Annotated in this window: 19 protein-coding genes and 1 pseudogene; 9 read left to right on the top strand and 11 right to left on the bottom strand. The window is 32.1% G+C overall.

What is annotated here, in order from left to right; all coding sequences use genetic code 11:
- Positions 1-234: 234 nt before the first annotated feature.
- Positions 235-480, top strand: a complete 246-nt coding sequence (locus tag Q1B05_RS18725; protein ID WP_366944365.1) for an Arm DNA-binding domain-containing protein — start codon at positions 235-237, stop codon at positions 478-480.
- Between the two features lie 136 nt (positions 481-616).
- Entirely contained in the window at positions 617-892 is a 276-nt protein-coding gene (locus Q1B05_RS18730) for a tyrosine-type recombinase/integrase (RefSeq protein WP_366944366.1), read from the top strand.
- Between the two features lie 340 nt (positions 893-1,232).
- Here Q1B05_RS18730 and Q1B05_RS10960 read toward each other — a convergent pair whose 3' ends face one another.
- The 3 genes from Q1B05_RS10960 to Q1B05_RS10970 form a co-directional block, all read right to left on the bottom strand.
- The gene (locus tag Q1B05_RS10960; protein WP_299780590.1) at positions 1,233-1,772 is read right to left on the bottom strand and encodes a hypothetical protein; all 540 of its coding nucleotides are present in this window, start codon (positions 1,770-1,772) and stop codon (positions 1,233-1,235) included.
- Positions 1,773-1,879: 107 nt separating this feature from the next.
- The gene (locus Q1B05_RS10965; RefSeq protein ID WP_299780592.1) at positions 1,880-2,326 is read right to left on the bottom strand and encodes a response regulator; all 447 of its coding nucleotides are present in this window, start codon (positions 2,324-2,326) and stop codon (positions 1,880-1,882) included.
- A gap of 12 nt (positions 2,327-2,338) precedes the next feature.
- Positions 2,339-2,503, bottom strand: a complete 165-nt coding sequence (locus Q1B05_RS10970; protein ID WP_299780594.1) for a lmo0937 family membrane protein — start codon at positions 2,501-2,503, stop codon at positions 2,339-2,341.
- A gap of 831 nt (positions 2,504-3,334) precedes the next feature.
- On the opposite strand from Q1B05_RS10970, the gene Q1B05_RS10975 reads away from it, so the two are divergent.
- The 5 genes from Q1B05_RS10975 (at position 3,335) to Q1B05_RS10995 (ending at position 16,019) form a co-directional block, all read left to right on the top strand.
- Positions 3,335-7,072: a two-component regulator propeller domain-containing protein gene (locus Q1B05_RS10975; RefSeq protein ID WP_299780596.1), complete on the top strand. Its 3,738-nt coding sequence runs from the start codon at positions 3,335-3,337 to the stop codon at positions 7,070-7,072.
- A gap of 382 nt (positions 7,073-7,454) precedes the next feature.
- The gene (locus Q1B05_RS10980; protein ID WP_299780598.1) at positions 7,455-10,553 is read left to right on the top strand and encodes a TonB-dependent receptor; all 3,099 of its coding nucleotides are present in this window, start codon (positions 7,455-7,457) and stop codon (positions 10,551-10,553) included.
- 16 nt (positions 10,554-10,569) lie between these two features.
- Positions 10,570-12,156 carry a RagB/SusD family nutrient uptake outer membrane protein gene (locus tag Q1B05_RS10985; RefSeq protein WP_299780600.1) on the top strand — a complete coding sequence of 529 codons (1,587 nt, stop codon included), beginning with the start codon at positions 10,570-10,572 and terminating at the stop codon, positions 12,154-12,156.
- A gap of 83 nt (positions 12,157-12,239) precedes the next feature.
- Positions 12,240-14,048 carry an alkaline phosphatase gene (locus tag Q1B05_RS10990; RefSeq protein ID WP_299780602.1) on the top strand — a complete coding sequence of 603 codons (1,809 nt, stop codon included), beginning with the start codon at positions 12,240-12,242 and terminating at the stop codon, positions 14,046-14,048.
- Between the two features lie 54 nt (positions 14,049-14,102).
- Positions 14,103-16,019, top strand: a complete 1,917-nt coding sequence (locus Q1B05_RS10995; RefSeq protein ID WP_299780604.1) for a PA14 domain-containing protein — start codon at positions 14,103-14,105, stop codon at positions 16,017-16,019.
- 126 nt (positions 16,020-16,145) lie between these two features.
- On the opposite strand, the pseudogene Q1B05_RS11000 reads toward Q1B05_RS10995, so the two are convergent.
- Positions 16,146-16,430 (bottom strand): annotated as a pseudogene (locus Q1B05_RS11000) (ATP-binding cassette domain-containing protein); the annotation flags it as partial.
- Between the two features lie 29 nt (positions 16,431-16,459).
- Here Q1B05_RS11000 and Q1B05_RS11005 point away from each other — a divergent pair.
- Entirely contained in the window at positions 16,460-16,876 is a 417-nt protein-coding gene (locus tag Q1B05_RS11005; protein ID WP_299780606.1) for a hypothetical protein, read from the top strand.
- A gap of 18 nt (positions 16,877-16,894) precedes the next feature.
- Positions 16,895-17,140 (top strand): helix-turn-helix transcriptional regulator, encoded by a 246-nt coding sequence (locus Q1B05_RS11010; protein WP_299780834.1) that lies wholly within the window; start codon positions 16,895-16,897, stop codon positions 17,138-17,140.
- 14 nt (positions 17,141-17,154) lie between these two features.
- On the opposite strand, the gene Q1B05_RS11015 is transcribed toward Q1B05_RS11010, so the two are convergent.
- The 7 genes from Q1B05_RS11015 to Q1B05_RS11045 form a co-directional block, all read right to left on the bottom strand.
- Positions 17,155-18,069, bottom strand: coding sequence for an AraC family transcriptional regulator (locus tag Q1B05_RS11015; protein ID WP_299780608.1), 915 nt, complete (start codon positions 18,067-18,069; stop codon positions 17,155-17,157).
- 16 nt (positions 18,070-18,085) lie between these two features.
- The gene (locus Q1B05_RS11020; RefSeq protein WP_299780610.1) at positions 18,086-18,328 is read right to left on the bottom strand and encodes an Atu4866 domain-containing protein; all 243 of its coding nucleotides are present in this window, start codon (positions 18,326-18,328) and stop codon (positions 18,086-18,088) included.
- An 18-nt stretch (positions 18,329-18,346) separates the two neighbouring features.
- Positions 18,347-19,192, bottom strand: a complete 846-nt coding sequence (locus Q1B05_RS11025; protein WP_299780612.1) for an SDR family oxidoreductase — start codon at positions 19,190-19,192, stop codon at positions 18,347-18,349.
- A gap of 197 nt (positions 19,193-19,389) precedes the next feature.
- Positions 19,390-19,782, bottom strand: a complete 393-nt coding sequence (locus Q1B05_RS11030; RefSeq protein ID WP_299780616.1) for a RidA family protein — start codon at positions 19,780-19,782, stop codon at positions 19,390-19,392.
- Between the two features lie 75 nt (positions 19,783-19,857).
- Entirely contained in the window at positions 19,858-20,547 is a 690-nt protein-coding gene (locus tag Q1B05_RS11035) for a YafY family protein (RefSeq protein ID WP_299780618.1), read from the bottom strand.
- Positions 20,548-20,583: 36 nt separating this feature from the next.
- The gene (locus tag Q1B05_RS11040; protein WP_299780620.1) at positions 20,584-20,793 is read right to left on the bottom strand and encodes a hypothetical protein; all 210 of its coding nucleotides are present in this window, start codon (positions 20,791-20,793) and stop codon (positions 20,584-20,586) included.
- Position 20,794: 1 nt separating this feature from the next.
- Positions 20,795-21,376: an NAD(P)H-dependent oxidoreductase gene (locus Q1B05_RS11045; protein ID WP_299780622.1), complete on the bottom strand. Its 582-nt coding sequence runs from the start codon at positions 21,374-21,376 to the stop codon at positions 20,795-20,797.
- Positions 21,377-21,399 lie beyond the last annotated feature (23 nt).

A 21,399-nucleotide genomic window follows, 5' to 3' on the forward strand; every position in this document is an offset into this window, starting at 1 on the left:
CCCGACAATAATCAATTTTAAATTGAATCAAAACCTTGTAAATCGTATGATTTACAAGGTTTTATTGTTTTTGGCCATTCATTTAAATAGATATCATATCAATCTAATCGGTTCACAATTCGGTTCACAGTTTTTTAATCTTAAAACTGTGAACCGATTAGCTTTAAAATACGTGTATAGTAATAGTTGATTTGACTTTCGTCTGAACTCAAGTTTAATTTAAAGACGACAACTATGCAAACACAACCCACCTTCAGTGTATTGTTCTGGGTAAAGCAAGCTATAACCAAAAACGGAAAAGTGCCTCTTTACGCTCGTATCACAGTTAATGGTAAACGCGCAGAACTCTCCTTAAAACGAAAAGTAAATATTTTGGATTGGGATTCGAACAAAAGCCGTGTAAATGGCTTGAGTGAGGAATCTCAATTACTCAATGATTATTTAAAGCAAGTTAGTGCAGAATTTTTTAAGATATATTAAAAGTTAAAACAAGATAATAAGTTAATAACATCCAGTCTCATTAAATCTCATTTTTTAGGTGGGAATGAATCTAGACAAGCTTTGACTGATATTATAGCCTATCATAAATAAATATGAAACTCATCCCGAGGTAGAGGTGAAGCAAACTATTTTTCCTAGAATTTCTAATCAGAAACTAAATGCTTATTTAAAAGAACTAACAGATGTTTGTAGAATAAGAAAATACTTAACATTTCATGTAGCTCGTCATACTTTTGCTACAACTGTCATGCTTTCCAATGGAGTCCTTATTGAAACAATATCAAAATTATTGGGCCATACCACACTTTCAACTACACAAAGATATGCTAGGGTTGTTGAGAAGAAAATTAGTAAGGATATTGGGCGCCTAAAAAACGTTTTGGATCGATAAGAAAAATGTGTTTTAAAACAACCTATAGTTAAATCTGTTCAGCTACGGATTGTATAATTTCATATTAAATAACTAAACTAATGAAAGATTTTAGAAAGCTGTCTATAGAAGCTTCAAAAAAAATAATATTTTTATCTAATTAAATGGAACCCCTTCATATTTTGAGGGGATTTTTTTTCATTAATAATTTAAGATCAGAAAATGTGTATGGTAGTTCTATAACTATTGCGTGTGTATTAAAAATAAATAATAATATTGTTATTATAAATTTCGATTAGGCTTTTAAACTATATATTGGATGAAGACGGTCCGTTATCGTTCTTGAAGTGCAATTATAAAATTATTGATTGTCAGTTTCTTTTTTTTCTTTATGAATAAGGGGATGGTCATTAATACCTAAGCCTACAATTTTTATAATACTAGAAACCGTATAATAAAGCATTAGTACTACGACAATTAAACCACCACTTATAATAGCAGAAAGCCCTAAACTTATATAATAAACAAGGGTAAACCATGATGGAGGAACATTGTCTGCTTCTGCAATTGGGATATTAAATAATTGAAAAATAATCATAGAGGTAACAAGTACTATGGTATCTGTCTTAGCTATGGTTAGTATGTGTTTGTAATGATCGTCTGTAAGTTTCGATTTGGTGTTCGAACTCACACTTAATAACGTAAGTAATAAAGCTAAAATAGTTGCAGAAGCTAGAACTACGGTGTTACATAAGCTATTAATACCTGATAAAGAAGCTCTGATTAGTTGTTGGGCTTCATAGCCACTTACAGATCCTATTATAAATGCTCCAAAACCAACTGTAATTGTAGCAATAAGACCTCCTGACAATGCTTGTATATTATGTTTTGAAAACTTCAATTTTTAAAATTTTGGAGTTTAATTTATCGCTAAAACGTATGTAATAAAACTATAATTGAATTCATATTATTTTTTGAGATTTTACAAAAGGTTTAGAGCCTATTTAATTAATTATTTATAATAAATTTTTCGTGAACTACTTCTTTATTGATAAAAGACTCTAAATAATCCAGACTTTGACATAGTATTGACACCAATCTGTCGAAGGAGTTTGGTTTCACTAAATAGAGATTCGCTCCATGTTTTTGCAATTGATCTATCACAGAACTATTAATAGTGTTGGAGTAAATAAAAATAGGAATGTCTTGAAGTTTTATTTCGTTTTTAATGTCTCTTATACACTCTATGCCATTCATTAATGGCATATTTAAATCTAAATATATGGCTTGAGGAAGCGGTTTGTTTTCATTTAACAAATTGTCTATTAAGGTCACCCCATTATCAAAACTAATGACGTCTATATCAGAAAGGATAGTATCCAAAGCCTCTTGGAAAAACATACGGTCAGTTTTATCATCATCAGCCAAATAAATTAACAAGTGTTCCTGAAACATAGCTATTGATTTTTAAGGGCGTCTTCCCGCTATAATGTTATATAAAATTGCTATTACTGCAATCACTAAAAGAATATGTATTAAACTCCCTGTCGCTAATCCTGCGATAAAACCAAAGAAACCTAAAATCCAACCGATAATACATATCACTGCTACTAACCAAAGTATACTTCTCATAATTCAAGTTTTTAAATTAAAATAACACACATATATTGTTTGTTACATTACAAATCTAAAACGAATTAAATTTCCTATTTAATCCATATGATGCGAATTATTAACTCAATCCATTACATCATAAAATATACGTGTTTTTTTAAGAAGTAAATGTTGCTTATTTATACCAATAGGTATGGCAATACTATAAATAATCGGTTTTAGGCAGGTATATAAATGTCAAAGCTAGCGCCTTTCCCTAACGTTCCAGTGGCTGCAATTATACATTATGATAATTTTTTAACAATAGCAAAGCCTATACCCGTATCATTCTATTGTTCTATGCCGTGTAAAAGTTGAAATACTTCAAACATATTATTACTGTATTCTGGATCGAAACCAATACTATTGTCTAAAAATGTAATATGGCAGTATTTTTTCTTGGCAATTTTTTTTCAATTTTCGGCTTTTTCGCTTTAACAATTTCACAGGTGATACTTAATTGTGGGGTGTCCTTTTTAGAAAACTTAAGAAAGTGTGTTGTTCTGAAATAGAAATACACTAAAATCTTAGTGTAATAAAAACAATAGTAAGTTCGAGGGGTGTCAAGTCTACTTAAAATAATAAACAGGTCATCAAACTAGTAAATGCAATATTAATATCGTAACTGGTAATACTCTCTTTTTTATAATTAAAAAATGATAACAATTATTTTACCCAATAGAAAGATCCTCTTTATATATGGACTATATATTTGTAGTTGCTGTATTTAAAATTGTAATGTTATAAAAGGATTATTTTGCAACAATAATTTTATTTTTCGCTTTATAGTACCTAACGTTCCCGTTATTTATGACTTTTTTTGATAAACCACTTGTCTTTGCTTTTCTTTTGTTTTTATCGTTTAGCAGTCAATTATCACTTCGTGCACAAGATTTAAAATTTAAAACCTTGACTACTCAAGATGGTTTGTCAAACAATTCAGTGTCTGATATTGCAAACGATCGAGATGGAAAACTCTGGATAGGAACTTGGGACGGACTTAATGTTTATGATGGAAATAGTTTTACGGTATATAAGCACGAAAAAGGAAATAGTAGAAGTATTCCTGCTAATGATATTGACCGTGTACATATGGATCCCGATGGTACCATTTGGATCTTAACTGAACAATATCAGTTATCTTTTTATAATGAAGACGGAACATTTAAAACACTTGATTTTAAAGAACCTATACTAGAACGGTATTTTGAAAAAAACAAATTTCCAATTGTACGTTTAAAATCTGGTGAGTATTTACAATTAACTAAATTTGGTCAAGAAACTATATCTAAAAAAGATATTCCAGAGGTTGAAAATCTTGAAAAATATTCAGCTATATTAAAAGGAATTGTTTCAGAAGAAGATATTAGTTGTTTTTTTAAAGATAGTCGGGGAAATCTTTGGTTTGCAGTCCGTTTTAAAGGATTGTATGTTGTGCCAAATAATTCGAATAATATTAGAAATGAACACATAGAACATTATACCCATGATTCTTATGATCCTTATAGTTTTTCTAGCAATGAAATAGATGCTATTTATGAAGATGTTTTTGGTAATATTTGGTTAGCTCATAAAGATGGTGGATTAAGTAAAGTGTACCAAGGTTCAAATGATATCAAAGGATTTTATCCGCATCCAATTTTATATCCGCATTTACCAAACGAAGCGATTCGTGCCATAACTAAAGATCGAAAAAACGATCTATGGCTTGGGTATTATACTCAAGGCTTATTTTATTTTGATGAATCTGAAGGTTGCTTTGTTGAATTTGTAATTGATAAAGCAAAAGATAATCTGGATTGGAAACGAATTAGAAGCCTATTTACAGATTCCGAAGGTGGTGTTTGGGTAGGAACTTATGCGGGTTTAATTCGTGTTTATAATGGAACAACTACTTATTATAGTTCTCAAGTGTATGAGGGGTTACCTAATAACAGAATCTATGCCCTGACAGAGGATACGAACCAAAATATATGGATTGGATGTTGGGGGGGATTAGCAAAATTCAATTTAAGGACCAAAGTGTTTGAATACTTTAAAGGTAAAGGTGCTTTAAATGATTTTCATATAAGAAAGATTACGGCTTCAAAAAACGAACTCGTTATAGCTACAGAACATAGTGGAGTTATCTTTTTTTCATTAGAAAAAGGAACTATTGTCAATCAATTAAATAAAAAGGATGGCCTACTAGGCGATAGTTGTTATAGCTTAATAACAGATACCCAAACTGGTTTTGTATGGGTAGGAAGTCTTGGTGGAATTACTATTTATAATCCTATATCAAAAGCTGTCGTTGCTTCAATTACCGAAGAAAACGGTTTGCCTAGCCATATGGTTTATGGTATGTTTATAGATAAAGATAAAGTATGGATAAGTACTACTAAAGGAGGAGCTGCTATCGATATGAAAACCTATAGCGTTCATGCTTTTGATACAACTGAAGGATGGCGAAATGCTGAATTTTCTGAAGGGGCAGCTTTTCAAGATGACAAAGGGGTTTTGTTTTTTGGAGGCGTTAATGGTCTTGATTATTTCTTACCTCAAAACATGTATTTCTCTACTCAATTGCCAATTTTAAAAGTTAGTATTGATGGAGATCTGTCTAATAACCTAGTAGAAAAAAATTATAAAGACAACACTATTCAAGTCCAGATTGATGCTGTTTCTTATGTAAATAATTCTAATAATCAGATACTCTATCAACTTGAAGGTTATGATGAGGTTTGGAATATTTATGATGGTAATGGAAGTATTATTTATAAAAAAATACCTTTTGGCACATACCGTTTAAAAGTAAAAAATTCAATGTCAGATACTGAAAAGAGTATTGATATTCTTATCAATAAACCTTATTATTTGAGTTGGCAATTTTTTATACTCGTTATACTAATCGTTATTGGTCTTATCATTTTCTATACACGGATTAAGTATCGTAAATCAAGAAAATATCAGCAAGAATTGAAGAAAATGATTGCAGAACGTACAATTCAAGTTGAGAAACAAAAATCCGCTTTAGAGTTTGCTAACCGCGAATTAGATCAAAAAAATAATTATTTAGAAGAGCGTAAGAGAGAACTTTTAGAATTACATAATGCATTAAAAAGTTCAGATTTTGAAAAAGAAAAATTTAAAGCGTTTGTTCTTAAAAATTTTAAGACACCCATTGCGCATATTATGGAAATATCTAGTTCAGTAGAAGAGACCTCTATTGCTAAAGAACTAAAATTGCAGTCTGTAAAATTGTCAAATCTTATTTCAGAATGGGAATATCTCGGAGATGTTAAGCACCTAGCAACATTAGAACCCGTAGCTTATAAATTACAGAATCTTCTAAAACCCATTATAGAATATTTAGAAGAATTTACGCAAAAACGTGAGGTTGTTTTAGAGTGTAATACTAAGGTTACAGATATTTGGGTTAAAATTAATGTGCTAGCTTTTCGATTCATTTTTAAATATATATTTAATGATGTGCTTAAATATTCAGAAAAGGGATCGACTTTAAAAGTGACTTATCATCTTACTGAAGATTATTTATATGCAAACATAGACTCTAACAGTAAACTCTTAGTCAGTGATTTTTCTTCAGCTGTAAAATTTAGTCCATATTACAAAGCGGTAGATGTTCTAGTATCTCAGCTTAAAGGGGAGTGTCAGGTCATCTTTTCTGAAGCTATTAGTATAGAAATAAAAATACCCTTGCATATTATTGCTACAGAAACTGTTGTTAATGAACATATCCAGTTAGAGCATTTAGATGATTTAATTCTTAAAGAAGGAAAGCGTGCAGTTTTAGTACTTTCAGATGAAACAGAAGAAACATTTGTATCAAAAATGTTGTTAGATGAAGATAAATATCAACTGGTTTTCGAGAACGAAATTGGAGCTTTAATTTCTGCCCTAAAGCGATTAAAAGTAAATTTGTTAGTTATATATAATCATGTGGTGTCAGATGACTTAGTCCGTTTTTTTAAACAGTTAAAGAAGGATAAAAAAATGGCTAACATTCCTATTCTTTTTATTTCAGAACAGATAGATTATTTTTTACAGGAAGAGATATTAGAACTTGGTGTTGATGATTTTATTCAGTTTCCTATTGGACAAGAATTGATTCGAAAAAAAATGAATAAACTTATCGAACTTCAAGTAAAAGCAGATAAACAGCTTCAGTTAGTTGATGCTTCCAAAGAAGAATTATACTATAATACTGGTGAAAAATTGGCCCAAAAAGCGGTAAAACTTATCAAAGAACACTTAAGCGATTCAACATTCAACATAGATAAGATGAATACGTTATTAGGTGTCTCTAAAATTAAAGGATATCGATTATTTAACGACGTTTTTGGGCAACCACCTTTAGCTGTATTACTAGATCTGCGTATGCAAAAGGCTGAATATTTATTGCTAAATACGAATTTAAATATTTCTGAAATTGGTTACGAATGTGGTTACAACGAACCAAAATATTTTAGTAAACAGTTTAAAAAACGTTACGGCTGTACTCCAAGTCAATATAGAACTCAAAATACAGGAGAAACTAATCTTTAAGGATTCTTCTGTTTAGGTTTCATCATTTTAAAAGCACCTTCTATTTACAATCTCATTATGTATTAGTATTCATTTTAATACATATTTAATGTGCCTTTTATTTATGGCTTTAGGTTGTGTTTAACTTTAAAAGACTTTTTTATCTTCAAAATAATTGATTTTATTATCAGGTATGAACTTATTAAGTATCTGTTTTTATACTGCGGAATGTTACCACGCGATCAAGCCAATGTTACCATAGTTTTAATGAAACATTTACACCCCGTTTTACAAGGATTATGGAGCTCTTTTGAAACATTTACACCCCTTAAACGAAACAATTCTACCGTCGTTTTAATAGCAGTGAGATAGATTTGAAACCAAACTAAAAAAAAGCAAACACATGAAAAAAATGTATTTATGTTTTAGTCTATTAATATTTGCCTTTGTTTCGGGTAATGCACAGACTATTATTAAAGGAAATGTCAATTCTGACGTAGATGGGATGTCGCTTCCTGGAGTATCTATTGTACTTAAATCTGATTCTACTCATTATATTATATCAGATTTTGATGGTAATTACGAATTAAATTTACCTGTAGATACAGGTGTTTTGGTATTCTCATACTTAGGATATAACACTTCGGAAATTGAGTTTAAAGGCAGCCAAACTTTAGATGTAACTCTTATTGAAGGAGCAAGTGAGTTGGATGAGGTTTTACTTATTGGATATGGTTCTACTAAAAAGGGAGATGCAACATCTGCCATTGCGACCTTAGAAGGCATTGAGGAGATTGCAAAACGCCCTATTAAGTCGCTATCTGATTTTATGCAAGGTAATGCCGCTGGAGTTAATGTTTTACAACAAGGTGGTGATCCCTCAAGTAGTGCTACAATCAACATCAGAGGTCTATCCTCTATAAATGCTTCTAACCCATTAATTGTTGTAGATGGTTCTCCGTATTATGGTGCTTTAGAAAATATTAATCCTAATACCATTGAGTCTGTATCCATTTTAAAAGATGCTGCTTCAGCTTCTATATATGGAGCTCAAGCACAAAGTGGGGTTATTGTTATTCAAACAAAAACAGGAAAACTAGGGAAACCTAAAGTTAAACTTGATTATTTTGGAGGGATTAGCACAGCTACTAATTTACCAAAATCTTTAAATGCAGAACAGCAAAATGCTGTTTATAACTTAGCAGCGGATAACGGGGGCACGACAGCGCCGTCAGCTTTCGATTCAGAAATAAATCCTTGGGGAGCAGTAACACGTACAGATTATATGGATGCTATTTTTAGAACAGCAGCAATCTATAATATTAGTGCAAATGTTAGTGGTGCGTCTGAAAAAGCAAGCTATGCGACATCTTTTGGTTACAATAAATCTGAGGGCGTACTTGTTGGAACAGAGTCGGATAGATATACTTTTAGATTAAAAACTGATTACGATATAACTGATAAAATAAAAGTGGGTGCCAATGTGGGGTATAGTTTAAGAAACTCTAATGGTGTAAATACAAGTAGTAGTTATTCTGGTGTGATTATGAATGCGATTTATATGCCTTCCGCAACACCTATATATAACGACGAAGGTGGTTTTAATGGGGTTGTCCCAGATGAATATTCAAATTTTGCAGGTGCTTATGGAGATGTGTATAATCCAATGGAATTATTACTGGCTCCAACAGTAGATCAACCAGCTAACTTTTTACAAGCTAATGCCTTTTTAGAATACGAAATTTTAGATGGATTTAGTTTTAGATCAACATATAGTATAAATAATAATCATTCAGAATATAAGGCTTTTACTCCAGCAAGATTGGGTTTAGGTAGACAAGACACCCAAAATTACTTAACACAGCGCTATACAAAAACTAATCGTTGGATTTGGGATAATCAATTGTCTTATAAAAAAACTTTCGGATTTCATAATTTAGAAGTAACAGCTATTAATTCTGCATATTATGAAGACTATGAGTACTTCCGTTTAGATGGCGAAGGTTTCAGCAGTGAAGAACCTTACAATCAATATATGGAAAATGCAGATCAACTATCAGATATTTATACAGATGCTAGCGAGGTTGCTTTGTCTTCAATGATTGGTAGACTTATGTATAATTATGATAATAAATATTATGTAAGTGGTAGTGTTAGACGAGACGAAACTTCTAAACTAGCCGAAAATAATCAAGACGGTATCTTTTCATCTGCTTCTGTAGGTTGGAGAATTAGTAAGGAAGAGTTCTTTAAAGTGAGTTGGATTGACGATCTTAAATTTAGAGCCTCATGGGGACAAGTTGGTAACGTAAATGCTTTAGGAGCTTATGCGTTTAATGTACCGTTAAGTACAACGACTGTAATTTTAGGTGATGAAAACGGAGATCCTCAAAATGATACCTCTGCAACTTACGAAGGACAACAATCTAATCCAAATTTAGAATGGGAAACATCAGAATCTATTGATGTTGGTTTTGATGCCTCGTTGTTTGATAACCATGTTTCAGTAACTATGGATTATTTTCAGAAAACAACTAAAAATATGATTTTCGACGGTTTAGAAGATTCTCATCAAGGTACAGATGCTGCTAAAGTAAACGGTGGCGAACTTAAAAACACAGGTTTTGAAGTGAGTTTAGGGTATAATACACAGATTGGTGAAGTTGGTATGAACTTTAGAGGTAACATGAGTTTTGTAGATAACGAACTTGTTAATTTAGAAGGTTATAATGAAGTTGGTATTGATTATGTAGAAGACGATGCTGGTAACGGATATACGTCAGATGTAAGAAGTACACTTTATCCATACAGATCTGCTGTGGGGCAAGAACTTTTTTCTTACAACTTAATTCCTTATTTAAACGTTTTTCAAAGTCAAGACGAAGTAAATGCTTATACTCATAATGGAGAATTAATACAGCCTAACGCACAAGCTGGAGATTTAAAATTTGAAGACACTAATAACGACGGTACTATAGATTCTGACGACCGAGTGTATATGGGGTCTTATCAACCAGATTTTACTTATGCTTTCAATTTCAATTTCGATTATAAAGGTTTTGATTTGGGGTTGATGTTTCAAGGTGTATCGGGATCTAAAGTATTTAATGGTTATAAATTATCTACCTATAGCGCATCTTTACAGGGTTACAATTTAGATAATAGAGTACTAAATGCTTGGTCTGAAACGAATACAGGTTCAGAAATTCCAATCGTATCTTCAACAGATGATAATCAGAATTTTAGTACTAATTCTAGTTGGTATTTAGAAGATGGAGATTATTTAAGACTTAAGAATATAAATCTAGGCTATACGTTTGCTGGAGATATTATGCCTAAATCTATGAAAGGATCGTCTTTAAGAGTATTTGTTTCTGCAGATAATGTTTTCACAATTACTAAATATAGTGGTATGGATCCAGAAGTTGGAGGTATTGGTTTAGATGTTGGTAGATACCCCATTTCTAGAACGATAACAGGCGGAATTTCACTTTCATTTTAATACAAATAATTAAGACATGACATTTAAAAATATAAAAATTCAAACGGTTGTTGCAATAGGTGCTTTAATGTGTACTCTATCTTGTTCAGACGATTTTACAAACTTAGAACCTATAGGAAGTGCTTCTGCCGAATCGTTTTGGCAGACCGAAGACGATGCTATAGAAGCTGTAAATAGTATTTACTTTTACATGAAAGATGAAGATATGTTTAGTCGAGGATTCTACTGGTATATTAACGCGTCCGATGATATGATTACAGGTCGTACTAATGCCAGTGCAGATAATATCTCTAATTTTACAACCACAGGTACAGAAAGTTATAGTTATTGGATGTATCCTCAAAGTTACAAAGTTATTAAAAGAGCAAACGATGTATTAGTAAATGTTCCTGGAATGGATATCGATGAAGATCTTAAAAATCGTTTACTAGGAGAAGCTTATTTTATGAGAGGGTTTCATTATTTCTGGTTAGCACATACATATGGTGATAATGGAGAAAATGGAGGTGTTCCTATTGTAACTGAAGAAAATATGAACGATGCTGCTGGTAGTTATACCCGCCCAGATAGTGTGGTAGATAATTATGCACAAATAATATCAGATCTTACTATTGCTTCAGAATTACTCCCATTATACACAACATACGAATCTGAAGATTTAGGTAGAGCACATAAAGATGCCGCCTTAGCTTATATTGCTAAAACGTATTTGTATTGGGCACAGTATGATAGTTCTAAATACGCAGATGTTGTAACATATTGCGATGCTGTAACTAATTCAGGTTCGGGTAGAGCTTTAATAGATACCGATAATCCTACAACAGATTTTAGAGAATTACACAGTTATTTAAATAATTGGACCTCAGAGTATATTTGGTCTGTAGATTCGGGTACCGATGGCGGAAGTAAATTACCAGGTGTAGCTTTAGAAAATAAAGGCTGGGGACTTTATAATGGTTGGGGCTATTTTCAGCCCACATTAGAATTGTATAATGAATTTGAAGATGACGATGTTCGAAGAGAAATCACGATTCTTAAATTTGGTGACGAGTTCACATTTTTAGGAGAAGATAGACGCTATTTTTCGGAAAATTCTCAATCCGGTTTTCAGTTTAATAAGTATATGTACGAGTATCAGTTTGAAGACGCTATTGGAACAACCATTAACACAAATGGAGATAGTCCAACTACATTATACAACGTACCAATTCTAAGGTATGCAGAAATCTTATTAATGAAGGCTGAAGCTCAAATTATGCAAGGTCAAAATGGAGATGATGCTTTAAATGCAGTGCGTGAAAGAGCAGGTTTAGATGCTCTTGTTGGTGCAACAATAGACGATCTTAAGCATGAACGTCGTGTAGAATTGGCCGGAGAATTCGCTAATCGTCATTTTGATTTGGTAAGATGGGGCGATGCGTTTGAGGCATATACACAACCTTTACATGGGCGTGTACATACTTCTAAAACAAATCCAGATTCAGATTATACTATAGAGGTTGTAAGAGATGCTAGAAATTTTGACCCGTCATATATGAATGTATGGCCTATACCTGTAGAGGTTATAGATGCTTCAGGATTACCACAAAATATAGGATGGTAATTACAAAAGTCATTTTTCAAGTTGTTTAATTTTACACTGGGAAGGAGGTCTTCTGGACGTCCTTCCCTTCATTAAAGTATATTATGTTAAAAAAAATAGTACCATTTATTATTCTGTTTTCATTCAATATCATGTTTGGACAGAAGGACATTATAAATGTCCATTCACATAATGATTATAAAAAAACAGTTCCTTTTTGGCAAGCCTTTTCTGCGGGGGCAACATCTATAGAAGCAGACGTGATTTTTAAGGACGGTAAATTATTTGTGGCACACGAGGAAGCAACCATACTTCCTACTGCAACTTTAGAAAATTTGTATTTAAGTCCGTTAAAACAGCTTGATTCAACGTATCAGAATTCTAACTTAGATTTACAATTATTAATTGATATTAAAACAGAAGCTTATACCTCTTTAGCAGAAGTTATAAAAGTCTTAGAGCCTTATAAATCACTTTTAAAACCTTATAAAAAAGATGGGGTTTCAATAGTTATTTCAGGAAGTAGACCTAAACCTTCTGAATATAGTAAGTATCCCGATCATATCTTTTTTGATTGTCAAGAGATTGAAAATACTCCAGAAAGTTCATGGAACAAAGTTGCTATGATAAGTACGTCTTTCACTAATTTTTCTAAATGGAATGGGTTAGGGCGTATGGTAGAATCTGAATTAAATGGTGTTAAATCATTTATTCAGGTAGCTCATAAACTTAATAAGCCTATTCGGTTTTGGGCAACTCCAGATACAAAAACAGCATGGCATACTTTTTACAAATTGGGTGTAGATTATATTAATACAGATGATCCAAATGGAGCAGTTTCCTATTTAAAAAGTCTTCCCAAAATGACTTTTAAAGGTGAGAGTGTTACACAAGCATATGTGCCTGCATTTTCTTTCGATGCACATGCGAAAACCGTTAAAAATATTATTTTTTTAATTGGTGACGGCATGGGATTATCTCAGGTTTCTGCAGGCGATTTTATGTCTAATAATCAGTTTTATATGTCCAAGTTTAAATCTATTGGGTTAATCAGAACACAGTCTGCAGATAATTTTGGAACAGACAGTGCAGCTGGAGCTACAGCTTATGCAACAGGAGAACGTTCAAATAATAGAGCAATTAGTACAGATGTAAAAGGAAACGACTTATCTAGTATCACAGAAATTTTGTCTAAACATAGTTATACAACTGGGGTTGTAACTACAGATCATCTTACTGGAGCAACACCCGCAGCTTTTTATGCACATGTTCAAGATCGAGGAGATACGAGCGGCATTGTAAATGATTTAGTTGAAAGCCCGCTAGATTTTTTTGTTGGAGCAGGAAAAGCAGATTTTAAAAAAGTACTTCCTAATTTAAAAAAGGCATATACATTATTAGATGATGTTTCAGAGCTAAAAACATTTTCTAAACATAAAAAAGTAGGTCTTTTTCTTTCCGATAATGGATTACAGTCTATGGATGAAGGACGTGGTCGTTTAATGCCAGAATTAATAAACGAATTATTACCTCTAGTAAAAGCAAAAAAAGATCACTTTTTTATCATGATTGAAGGTGCTATGATAGATTCTTATGGACACCATAATGATGCTAGGGGTGTCGTGCATGAAGTTCTGGATTTTGATGCTATGGTAGGAGAGGTACTAAAGTTTGCCGATTTAGATGGTGAAACTCTGGTGGTGATTACTGCAGATCATGAAACTGGAGGTTTTTCATTGCCTAACGGAAACCTTGAAGCACATACTATTGAAGGTAATTTTACAACACACGATCATACAGGAACTATGGTGCCTGTTTTTGCTTATGGCCCCGGTGCTTCTTTATTTCAAGGTGTTTATAATAATTCAGAATTAAACAAAAAAATGTTACAGCTATTAGGTGTTAAACAGTAATAGCACTCCTGTACTCATCAACTACAACTATATTTCACATTAAAAATTTAAATTATGAGACCGTATAATTTTTATAAATATTGTTTTGCTTTATGTATTTGTATCGCTTTTTACCAAAATACAAAGGCTCAAAATGACGATATGTTTTTTAAACATACCATACAAGAAGAAAAAAAACCATGGACAGATAAACCGTTTTATAACGATCCAAATAATTTTCAATTTGCTATAGTTAGCGATAGAACAGGAGGGCATCGTGAAGGCGTTTTTGGAAAAGGATTAGAAAAAATTAATCAGCTATATCCCGAATTCGTAATGAGTGTTGGTGATTTAATTGAAGGCTATACAAAAGATCCTACATTGCTTAAATGGCAATGGAAAGAATTTCATGGTATTTTAGATACGCTTCAAACCAAGTTCTTTTACGTTGCAGGAAATCATGATTATTCCAATCCAACTATGGGAGAAGATTGGAAAGCGCGTTATGGAAAAGATTATTATCATTTTAAATATAAAGATGTTTTATTTCTTGTGCTTAATACAAACGATGGGGATGGTGTTTTAATGGGAAGAGACCAAATCGAGTTTCTTAAGGAAACTATTGCTCAGAATACGGATGTAAGATGGACTATGGTTTTTATGCATCATCCTATGTGGACTTTCGGTGATGTTAACGGATTTGATGAAGTTGAAGAAGCTTTAAAAGGACGTGATTATACCGTTTTTGCAGGACATACTCACAGATATCTTCATGAAGTAAAAAACGATCAGAATCATTATGTTCTAGGGACTACAGGAGGAGGAAGTGCACTTCGTGGTCCTCGATTTGGGGAATTTGATCATGTAGGTTGGGTTACCATGACAGATTCGGGGCCTAAACTTGTTAATTTAGAACTTTCAGGAATTATAGATCAGGATGTGAGTAATGTAAATTCAATAGCATTGGCACGAGAACTAATAGAATCTACAGATTTTAAACCTTTGGTGTTGTATAAAAATGATGAACGAAAAGTTGTATTGTCTTTAAATAACTCGTCAGAGAAAACAATTTATTTTAAAGGGCAATTGTATCATCATCATCAAATAGAAACAGATGTTTCAAAGTTTGAATTAGAATTGGAGCCAAAAAGTTTTCATCAAATAGTTATCAATACCACGCCTTTAGTAGGAAATCGTGAGGTAAATTGGGATCCTTTGGAACTGGAGTGGGAAATGGGTTACGAACCTGAATTTATGACCTCCGAATTTAGTTTAAAAGGTATAGAAGTTGTAGCACTGGATACCAATGAAACTAATATTAATTTTACTGAAAAAGATATTTTTATTGATGAGCAAATAGTAGAATTAAATCACCCTTATACTAATAATTTAACTGTAAAATATACTCTAGATGGAACAAAACCAAACCTTGAAAGTCAGACGTTAAAAGATGATGTAATGTTGAAAAATACGACTATAGTTAATGCTGTTTTATCAGATTCAGAAGGTTTTATAAGTCATGTTTCAACAAAAGAATACCGAAAAGTAAAACCAGAGTCTGCGATAAAGGTCAGGCATCCTAAACAAGGACTTGCTTATTCTTATTATGAAGATGATTTTACTAGGGTACCAGATTTTAAAGTATTAACCCCTAAATCATCTGGTGTTACTTTAGAATTGGATCCGGATAAAATCGGTGAGCGTTTAGATCATTATGCTATACAATATTCAGGATATATTAAAATTACAGAAACAGGAGTGTATACATTTCATCTCATGTCCGATGATGGTGCTAAACTGTATATAAATGAATTAGAAGTTGTAGATAATGACGGCTCTCACGACACAAGCGTTAAAAAAGGAAGGATTGCTTTAAAGAAAGGTTGGCATCCCATACGCATAGATTATTTCGAAGATTATTTAGGTGAACGCTTAGAATTGGAATACTCTAGCGAAAATCGTAAAAAGAGTAAGGTGGAGCTTTGGCATTAAAATGAATGTTTAGGTTGTCTTGATAGTTCTTCTTAAGAAACGATGCGCCATCGCTTAACCAATTACAAACCTTTGTAGATATTACAGATCCCTTAGATATTGTAGTTGGTAACCCCGATTTAAGTCCTATATAATTAAAAGGAGCCCAAAGGTTTTGTGAGTAATTAAAATTCCCAGATTGAAATTGAGTAGAATATTAACTTCCACTGCTCTGTCTGCATACTTTAGCAAACGAGGATCGTGCGTAACGACTGCTACTGCCTTTCCTCTTTGGGCAAGTTGCTTTAATTCTTTTATTACTGTAACTAAGCTGTCTTTATCTAGTGAAGCGGTTGGTTCATCGCACAACACAATTTTAGGATTGGTTACTAAAGCCCGTGCAATTGCTATACGTTGCTGTTGTCCTCCTGATAATTGTTTGGGTAGTTAAGCCTGGGAATTTGGTTCAAAATCTTCCTTGTGCACAAGTAGGAAAAGGCGAATTGAATTTTGAAATTTTATATTCAAGTCATACACATAACCACTCCATTTTTATGGCTATAGATTCTAAAAACCTAAAAGTTTTAATAGGAAAACAAGTAGAGAAGAGTATGCTTTCAACCATACTAGAAAGTGAACAACCTCTATTTTTTGAAGAATTAATATCGCCACAAATTCAAAGAGTAGCGTTGGAATTAGTTGAGAAAGACATACCGGAGGAGTTAAGTTCATTTTATAATAGATTAAAGGCAGAGGAAATGATTTGTTTGCTTTTTACGGAGTTATTAAAGCGAAAAAACACAACGATTTCTGCTCTAAACGAACTGGACGTTCAGAAAATATATAAAATAAAAGATCAGATTCTAAAAAATTTATAAAGCCCTCCTAACTTAAAAATATTAGCACAACTTGCCGGATTTAGTGAGTCGAAATTAAAAAGATTATTCAAACAAATTTTTGGAAATAGTCTATATGATTATTACCAAGTATTTAGAATGAAAGAAGCAGCTAGATTGCTTAAGGAAAATAAATTATCTGTATCTGAAGTAGGCTATAAAATAGGGTTTAGTAACTTGAGTCATTTTAGTCGTGTTTTTGAAAAACATGTGGGATTAAAGCCTAAAAAGTATAGTATGTCTTAATTTCTAAAGATTAATCAATTAAAAGATTTTCTAAAGGCAACAGGAGATATATTGGTTTTATTTTTAAATAATTTACTAAACGAAGCAGGATAATCGAAGCCTAATTCATAGGCTATTTCGCTAACACTTTGTGTTGTTGTAGATAGTTTTTCTTTAGCCTTTTCAATTAATTTATTATGTATATGTTGTTGTGTACTTTGTCCGCTAATTACTTTTAACATACTGCTTAAATAATTAGGAGAAAGCCTTAGCTCATCAGCAATTTGAATTACTGTTGGCACACCGTTAATTAATCTTTCTTTGTTGTTAAAATAGTAATTTAATGTGTCTTCTAATTTTGTTAGAATTTGATGATTTGTTATTTTTCGGGTTATAAATTGTCGTTCATAATACCGTTCAGCATAATTGAGCAACAACTCAATTTGTGAAATAATTATATTTTGGCTGAACTTATCAATATTAGATTGATATTCTAATTGTATATTTTTTAAGAGTGTTATTAAATTGTTTTCTTCTTTTTCTGATAAAAAAAGAGCTTCATTAACGGCATACCCAAAGAAATCATACTTTTTAATAGATTTTGTTAAAGGTGTATTCCATAAAAAATCTGGATGAATTAACAATAACCATCCAGATGCATTTGTAGTTATATTTTGATTTATTTGAATGTTTAAGGTTTGATTTGGAGCAATAAAAGACAAAACTCCCTCGTTAAAATCGTACTTCTGTTGTCCGTAATTAAACTTTTCGCTTACATTTCGTTTTAAACCAATGGCATAAAAATCTTGTATCCATTGTATGGCATCGGTGTCTGTAGGATAGTTTACTTTACTATAATCTACCAAACTAATTAGTGGATGTTCTGGTTTTGGTAAATTGCTGTAATTGTGAAATTCACTTAATGACTTAAAATGAAATGTTGTTTTCATGTTCTAAATTTAAGAATTAATTTTCTTTGTATAAGATCATCCCTGCATGATACAGAATTCCGTTTCTAAACTCACCATCTGCAGTAAAACCAGTGTCATCTTTATAGTCTATATAATTTCCTGTTACTGTATAATGTCCTTGATAAGCCTTTTTTCTGTTTCCTCTGGCTTCATCATAGCGGTTATTGGGTAATAATTCATGTTTAATATGTTTATCTTTAGTTACCCACATGCCTATATATTCTTTTGATTGTTCCATGGTTTTTGACTTCATATCTTAGTGATTAAATCCCGTAGATGTTCCTAAAGATTCATGATCACTTAATGCTTTTTCAACGGTTTCTATTTTCAGTTTTGCATAGTGATAGGCATCCTCTCCCATAAAGAAATGTACTGGTGGATTTTCTTGATTGCTTAATGTAATTAATACTTCCGCTGCTTTTTCGGGATCATTGGGTTGGTTACCGTTAATCTCTTTTAAATGTGCTTGCTCCATGATGCGAGCATCTTTATAATCGTCAATAGGATTTTTTGGCGTTTGTATAGAGCCTTTTGCTAAAAAATTAGTTCTAAAATACCCGGGATAAACCAATGTGGTGTGAACTCCAAATGATTTCATTTCTTCTGCTAATGCTTCTGTAAAACCAGCGACAGCAAATTTAGTTGCACAGTAAATACCAAAGCCAGCGAAATTACCCGTATAACCTCCTATGGATGATATATTAAAAATATGTCCACATTTTTGATTTCGTAGGTGTTTTGAAGCATTTCTAATGACATTTAAAGAACCAAAAACGTTGACTTTAAAATTATTTTCAACTTCTTTTTCAGATAATTCTTCTAAAGTTCCTATTTGGCTATAACCAGCATTGTTAACCACAACGTCTATTTTACCAAAATAATTTATAGTAGCGTCGATAGCTTTCTTAACATTTTTATTGTCTGTTATGTTCATTTCAATAGGTAAGAACATGTCGTTTTTAGCTCCAATTTCATCAATTAAAGATTTTATATTTCTTGATGTTGCTACTACAGCATATCCTTGAGAAAGTAATTTTTTAGACAAGGTTAAACCTAGTCCTTTAGATGCTCCTGTAATAAACCATACTTTTTTTGTATTCATTTTCTGTTGTTTTAAATCATGATACAAAGTTGAAGGATTAAAAAAGGTTTTACTTTTCCATATCTAAGAAAGAATTGCTTAAATCTACTTTTGAGCCTTGTAGATGCTGTTTTATGAAAATAAACATACCATACAGAATGTATTATTAACCTCTTTTACAATCTGTACGGTTTGTTCTAAAATGTTTTTTTACGGGTTTACTTGACAACCGTTGCTTCTAGTTCTACTGTTAACGTAGCAAAAAGCCCTTTTACTTCAAGTAAAGTTGTAGCTTGTTGAATACCATATTTTTGTAAAAACGGTACATAAATATCCATACAAGTGGTGAAAAAATCTTGAGTGGAAGTAGTATAGACATTTAACCTTGCTATATTTTTACAATCGTAGCCAGATTCAAGAATAAGCTGTTCTAAATTTGCAATGGTTTGCATAAGTTGTGAACGCATATCAGCGTTGCTTGGTACTCCATTTTTGTCAATAGCTACTTGTCCAGAACAGTAAAGTGTTCCTGCTACGTTTTTTACTTCTACAGCTTGTGCCGAGTTTGTGTTTTTACCCCATGCCCACGGGTCGATAGTTCTTTTTTCCATTTTAATGTTATTTTTAAATTGAAAGACAAAACTATGAGGTGGTTGCGACAGCCTTATGGCAAGGGTATAAAATAATTAATGGTATTTATCAAAAAACTCTTGAAGTGACATTTGATGAGATGTGAATTTTTCAGATAATAGTTCCATTTTTTGAACCCTATCCAATCGGAAATATCTAAACTCTTTTCTTAACCTACATTTTGCTACTAATAACCAATTTTCGGTACTCAACAGAGCAAAAGGCTCTATAATGCGGGAACTTACTTGGTTTGATTCATTACAATATTCAATTTTTACAGTAAAATAGTTGGTTAACGCATGTTGTAAATCTGCCAAATTATGACTGTTTCTTTCTCTGTTTATATTTTGCTCATATCTAGTTCTTTGAGCTAATAGGTTAACCTTGTCTTTCTCACTTTCTTTTAAAACAGCCTTGATTTTTTCAATCGCATCAGAATAGTGCTTTATAAAAGAAGAGTCTTTGTTGTTTAAAACCAGTTGTTCAGCCAATATTAAAGCATTGGCTTGGTTTTCTGTAAACATTACGGGTGGAATTTTATAGCCTTTCATTAAGGTGTAGCCTTTTCCTTCTTCCGTTAAAATTGGTACTCCAGCTTCTTCTAAAGATTTTATATCTCTGTAAATAGTTCTTTTACTAATATTGAATTTATCAGAAAGTTCAGCAGCAGTAATTATTCTTTTGGTTTGAAATTGAATTAAAATAGCTGTCAATCGTGATAGCCTATTTGTTTCCGAATATTCCATTTTCTATTTTAATTTTGTACTGTTTTCATATGTTTCTTATTTTAATTCAAGGCATTTAAAACCTATTTTTTTTAGTTCATTAATTACTTTTTTTGAAATGGAGTTTTTACTTTCGATTCGTAAAATATGGTCGCAGTCTTCCATATCGAAATTCCAATTTTGTATTTCCGTAATGTTATCAATGGTTGGCGTTGCATATTTTGCCTTTTCCTTGGTTGAAATGTTTGTCTTGAAAACAGAAATCATTTTAAATACTTTTTAAGTAGGGTTGAGATATTGCTACGGTCCAATCATTAACTCTTTCTTTGTCTGCCATATCAGCTTTGTCAAAAAAGAAGTGTTGCTTTATTTCAAAACCGCAGTATGAAAAAATGCCTTTATCGGAAGTTAAGCTTAGCGCCTGGTCCATACCTATTTCTTTGTATTCCGTATTCGATTTTCCTTGGGTGTTAATCACAAAAATTTCTTTTCCGGATAGTAATCCTTTTTGTATTCCTTGATCGTAACGGTAGGCAAAACCATAAGAAAAAACACGGTCAATGTATCCTTTCATAATCGCAGGCATTCCTGTCCACCAGATGGGATAGATAAATGTAATAATGTCTGCCCAAGAAATAAAATCTTGCTCCATTTTTACATCATCTGAAACTTCACCTTTGCGTTGTCCTCCTATATCACTTAAAGAAAGGATAGGATTAAAATCTATATGATACAAATCTCGAACAATAACATCGTGATTGTGTTGTGTTAATATATCTACTACAGTTTGTTTAAAATGATGATTTAGACTTGCTTTATTAGGATGGGCATAAATAATAAGATGTTTCATTTTTCTGGTTGTTTAAGAAATTA

Origin of the sequence: uncultured Formosa sp., assembly GCF_947500765.1 — a bacterium.
Lineage (GTDB): Bacteria > Bacteroidota > Bacteroidia > Flavobacteriales > Flavobacteriaceae > Formosa.

Coding starts and splice junctions, on each gene's coding strand:
- Q1B05_RS18725 (WP_366944365.1), top strand. CDS start 235: ATGCAAACACAACCCACCTTCAGTGTATTGTTCTGGGTAAAGCAAGCT.
- Q1B05_RS10965 (WP_299780592.1), bottom strand. CDS start 2,326: ATGTTTCAGGAACACTTGTTAATTTATTTGGCTGATGATGATAAAACT.
- Q1B05_RS10970 (WP_299780594.1), bottom strand. CDS start 2,503: ATGAGAAGTATACTTTGGTTAGTAGCAGTGATATGTATTATCGGTTGG.
- Q1B05_RS10975 (WP_299780596.1), top strand. CDS start 3,335: ATGACTTTTTTTGATAAACCACTTGTCTTTGCTTTTCTTTTGTTTTTA.
- Q1B05_RS10980 (WP_299780598.1), top strand. CDS start 7,455: ATGAAAAAAATGTATTTATGTTTTAGTCTATTAATATTTGCCTTTGTT.
- Q1B05_RS10985 (WP_299780600.1), top strand. CDS start 10,570: ATGACATTTAAAAATATAAAAATTCAAACGGTTGTTGCAATAGGTGCT.
- Q1B05_RS10990 (WP_299780602.1), top strand. CDS start 12,240: ATGTTAAAAAAAATAGTACCATTTATTATTCTGTTTTCATTCAATATC.
- Q1B05_RS10995 (WP_299780604.1), top strand. CDS start 14,103: ATGAGACCGTATAATTTTTATAAATATTGTTTTGCTTTATGTATTTGT.
- Q1B05_RS11015 (WP_299780608.1), bottom strand. CDS start 18,069: ATGAAAACAACATTTCATTTTAAGTCATTAAGTGAATTTCACAATTAC.
- Q1B05_RS11020 (WP_299780610.1), bottom strand. CDS start 18,328: ATGGAACAATCAAAAGAATATATAGGCATGTGGGTAACTAAAGATAAA.
- Q1B05_RS11025 (WP_299780612.1), bottom strand. CDS start 19,192: ATGAATACAAAAAAAGTATGGTTTATTACAGGAGCATCTAAAGGACTA.
- Q1B05_RS11030 (WP_299780616.1), bottom strand. CDS start 19,782: ATGGAAAAAAGAACTATCGACCCGTGGGCATGGGGTAAAAACACAAAC.
- Q1B05_RS11035 (WP_299780618.1), bottom strand. CDS start 20,547: ATGGAATATTCGGAAACAAATAGGCTATCACGATTGACAGCTATTTTA.
- Q1B05_RS11040 (WP_299780620.1), bottom strand. CDS start 20,793: ATGATTTCTGTTTTCAAGACAAACATTTCAACCAAGGAAAAGGCAAAA.
- Q1B05_RS11045 (WP_299780622.1), bottom strand. CDS start 21,376: ATGAAACATCTTATTATTTATGCCCATCCTAATAAAGCAAGTCTAAAT.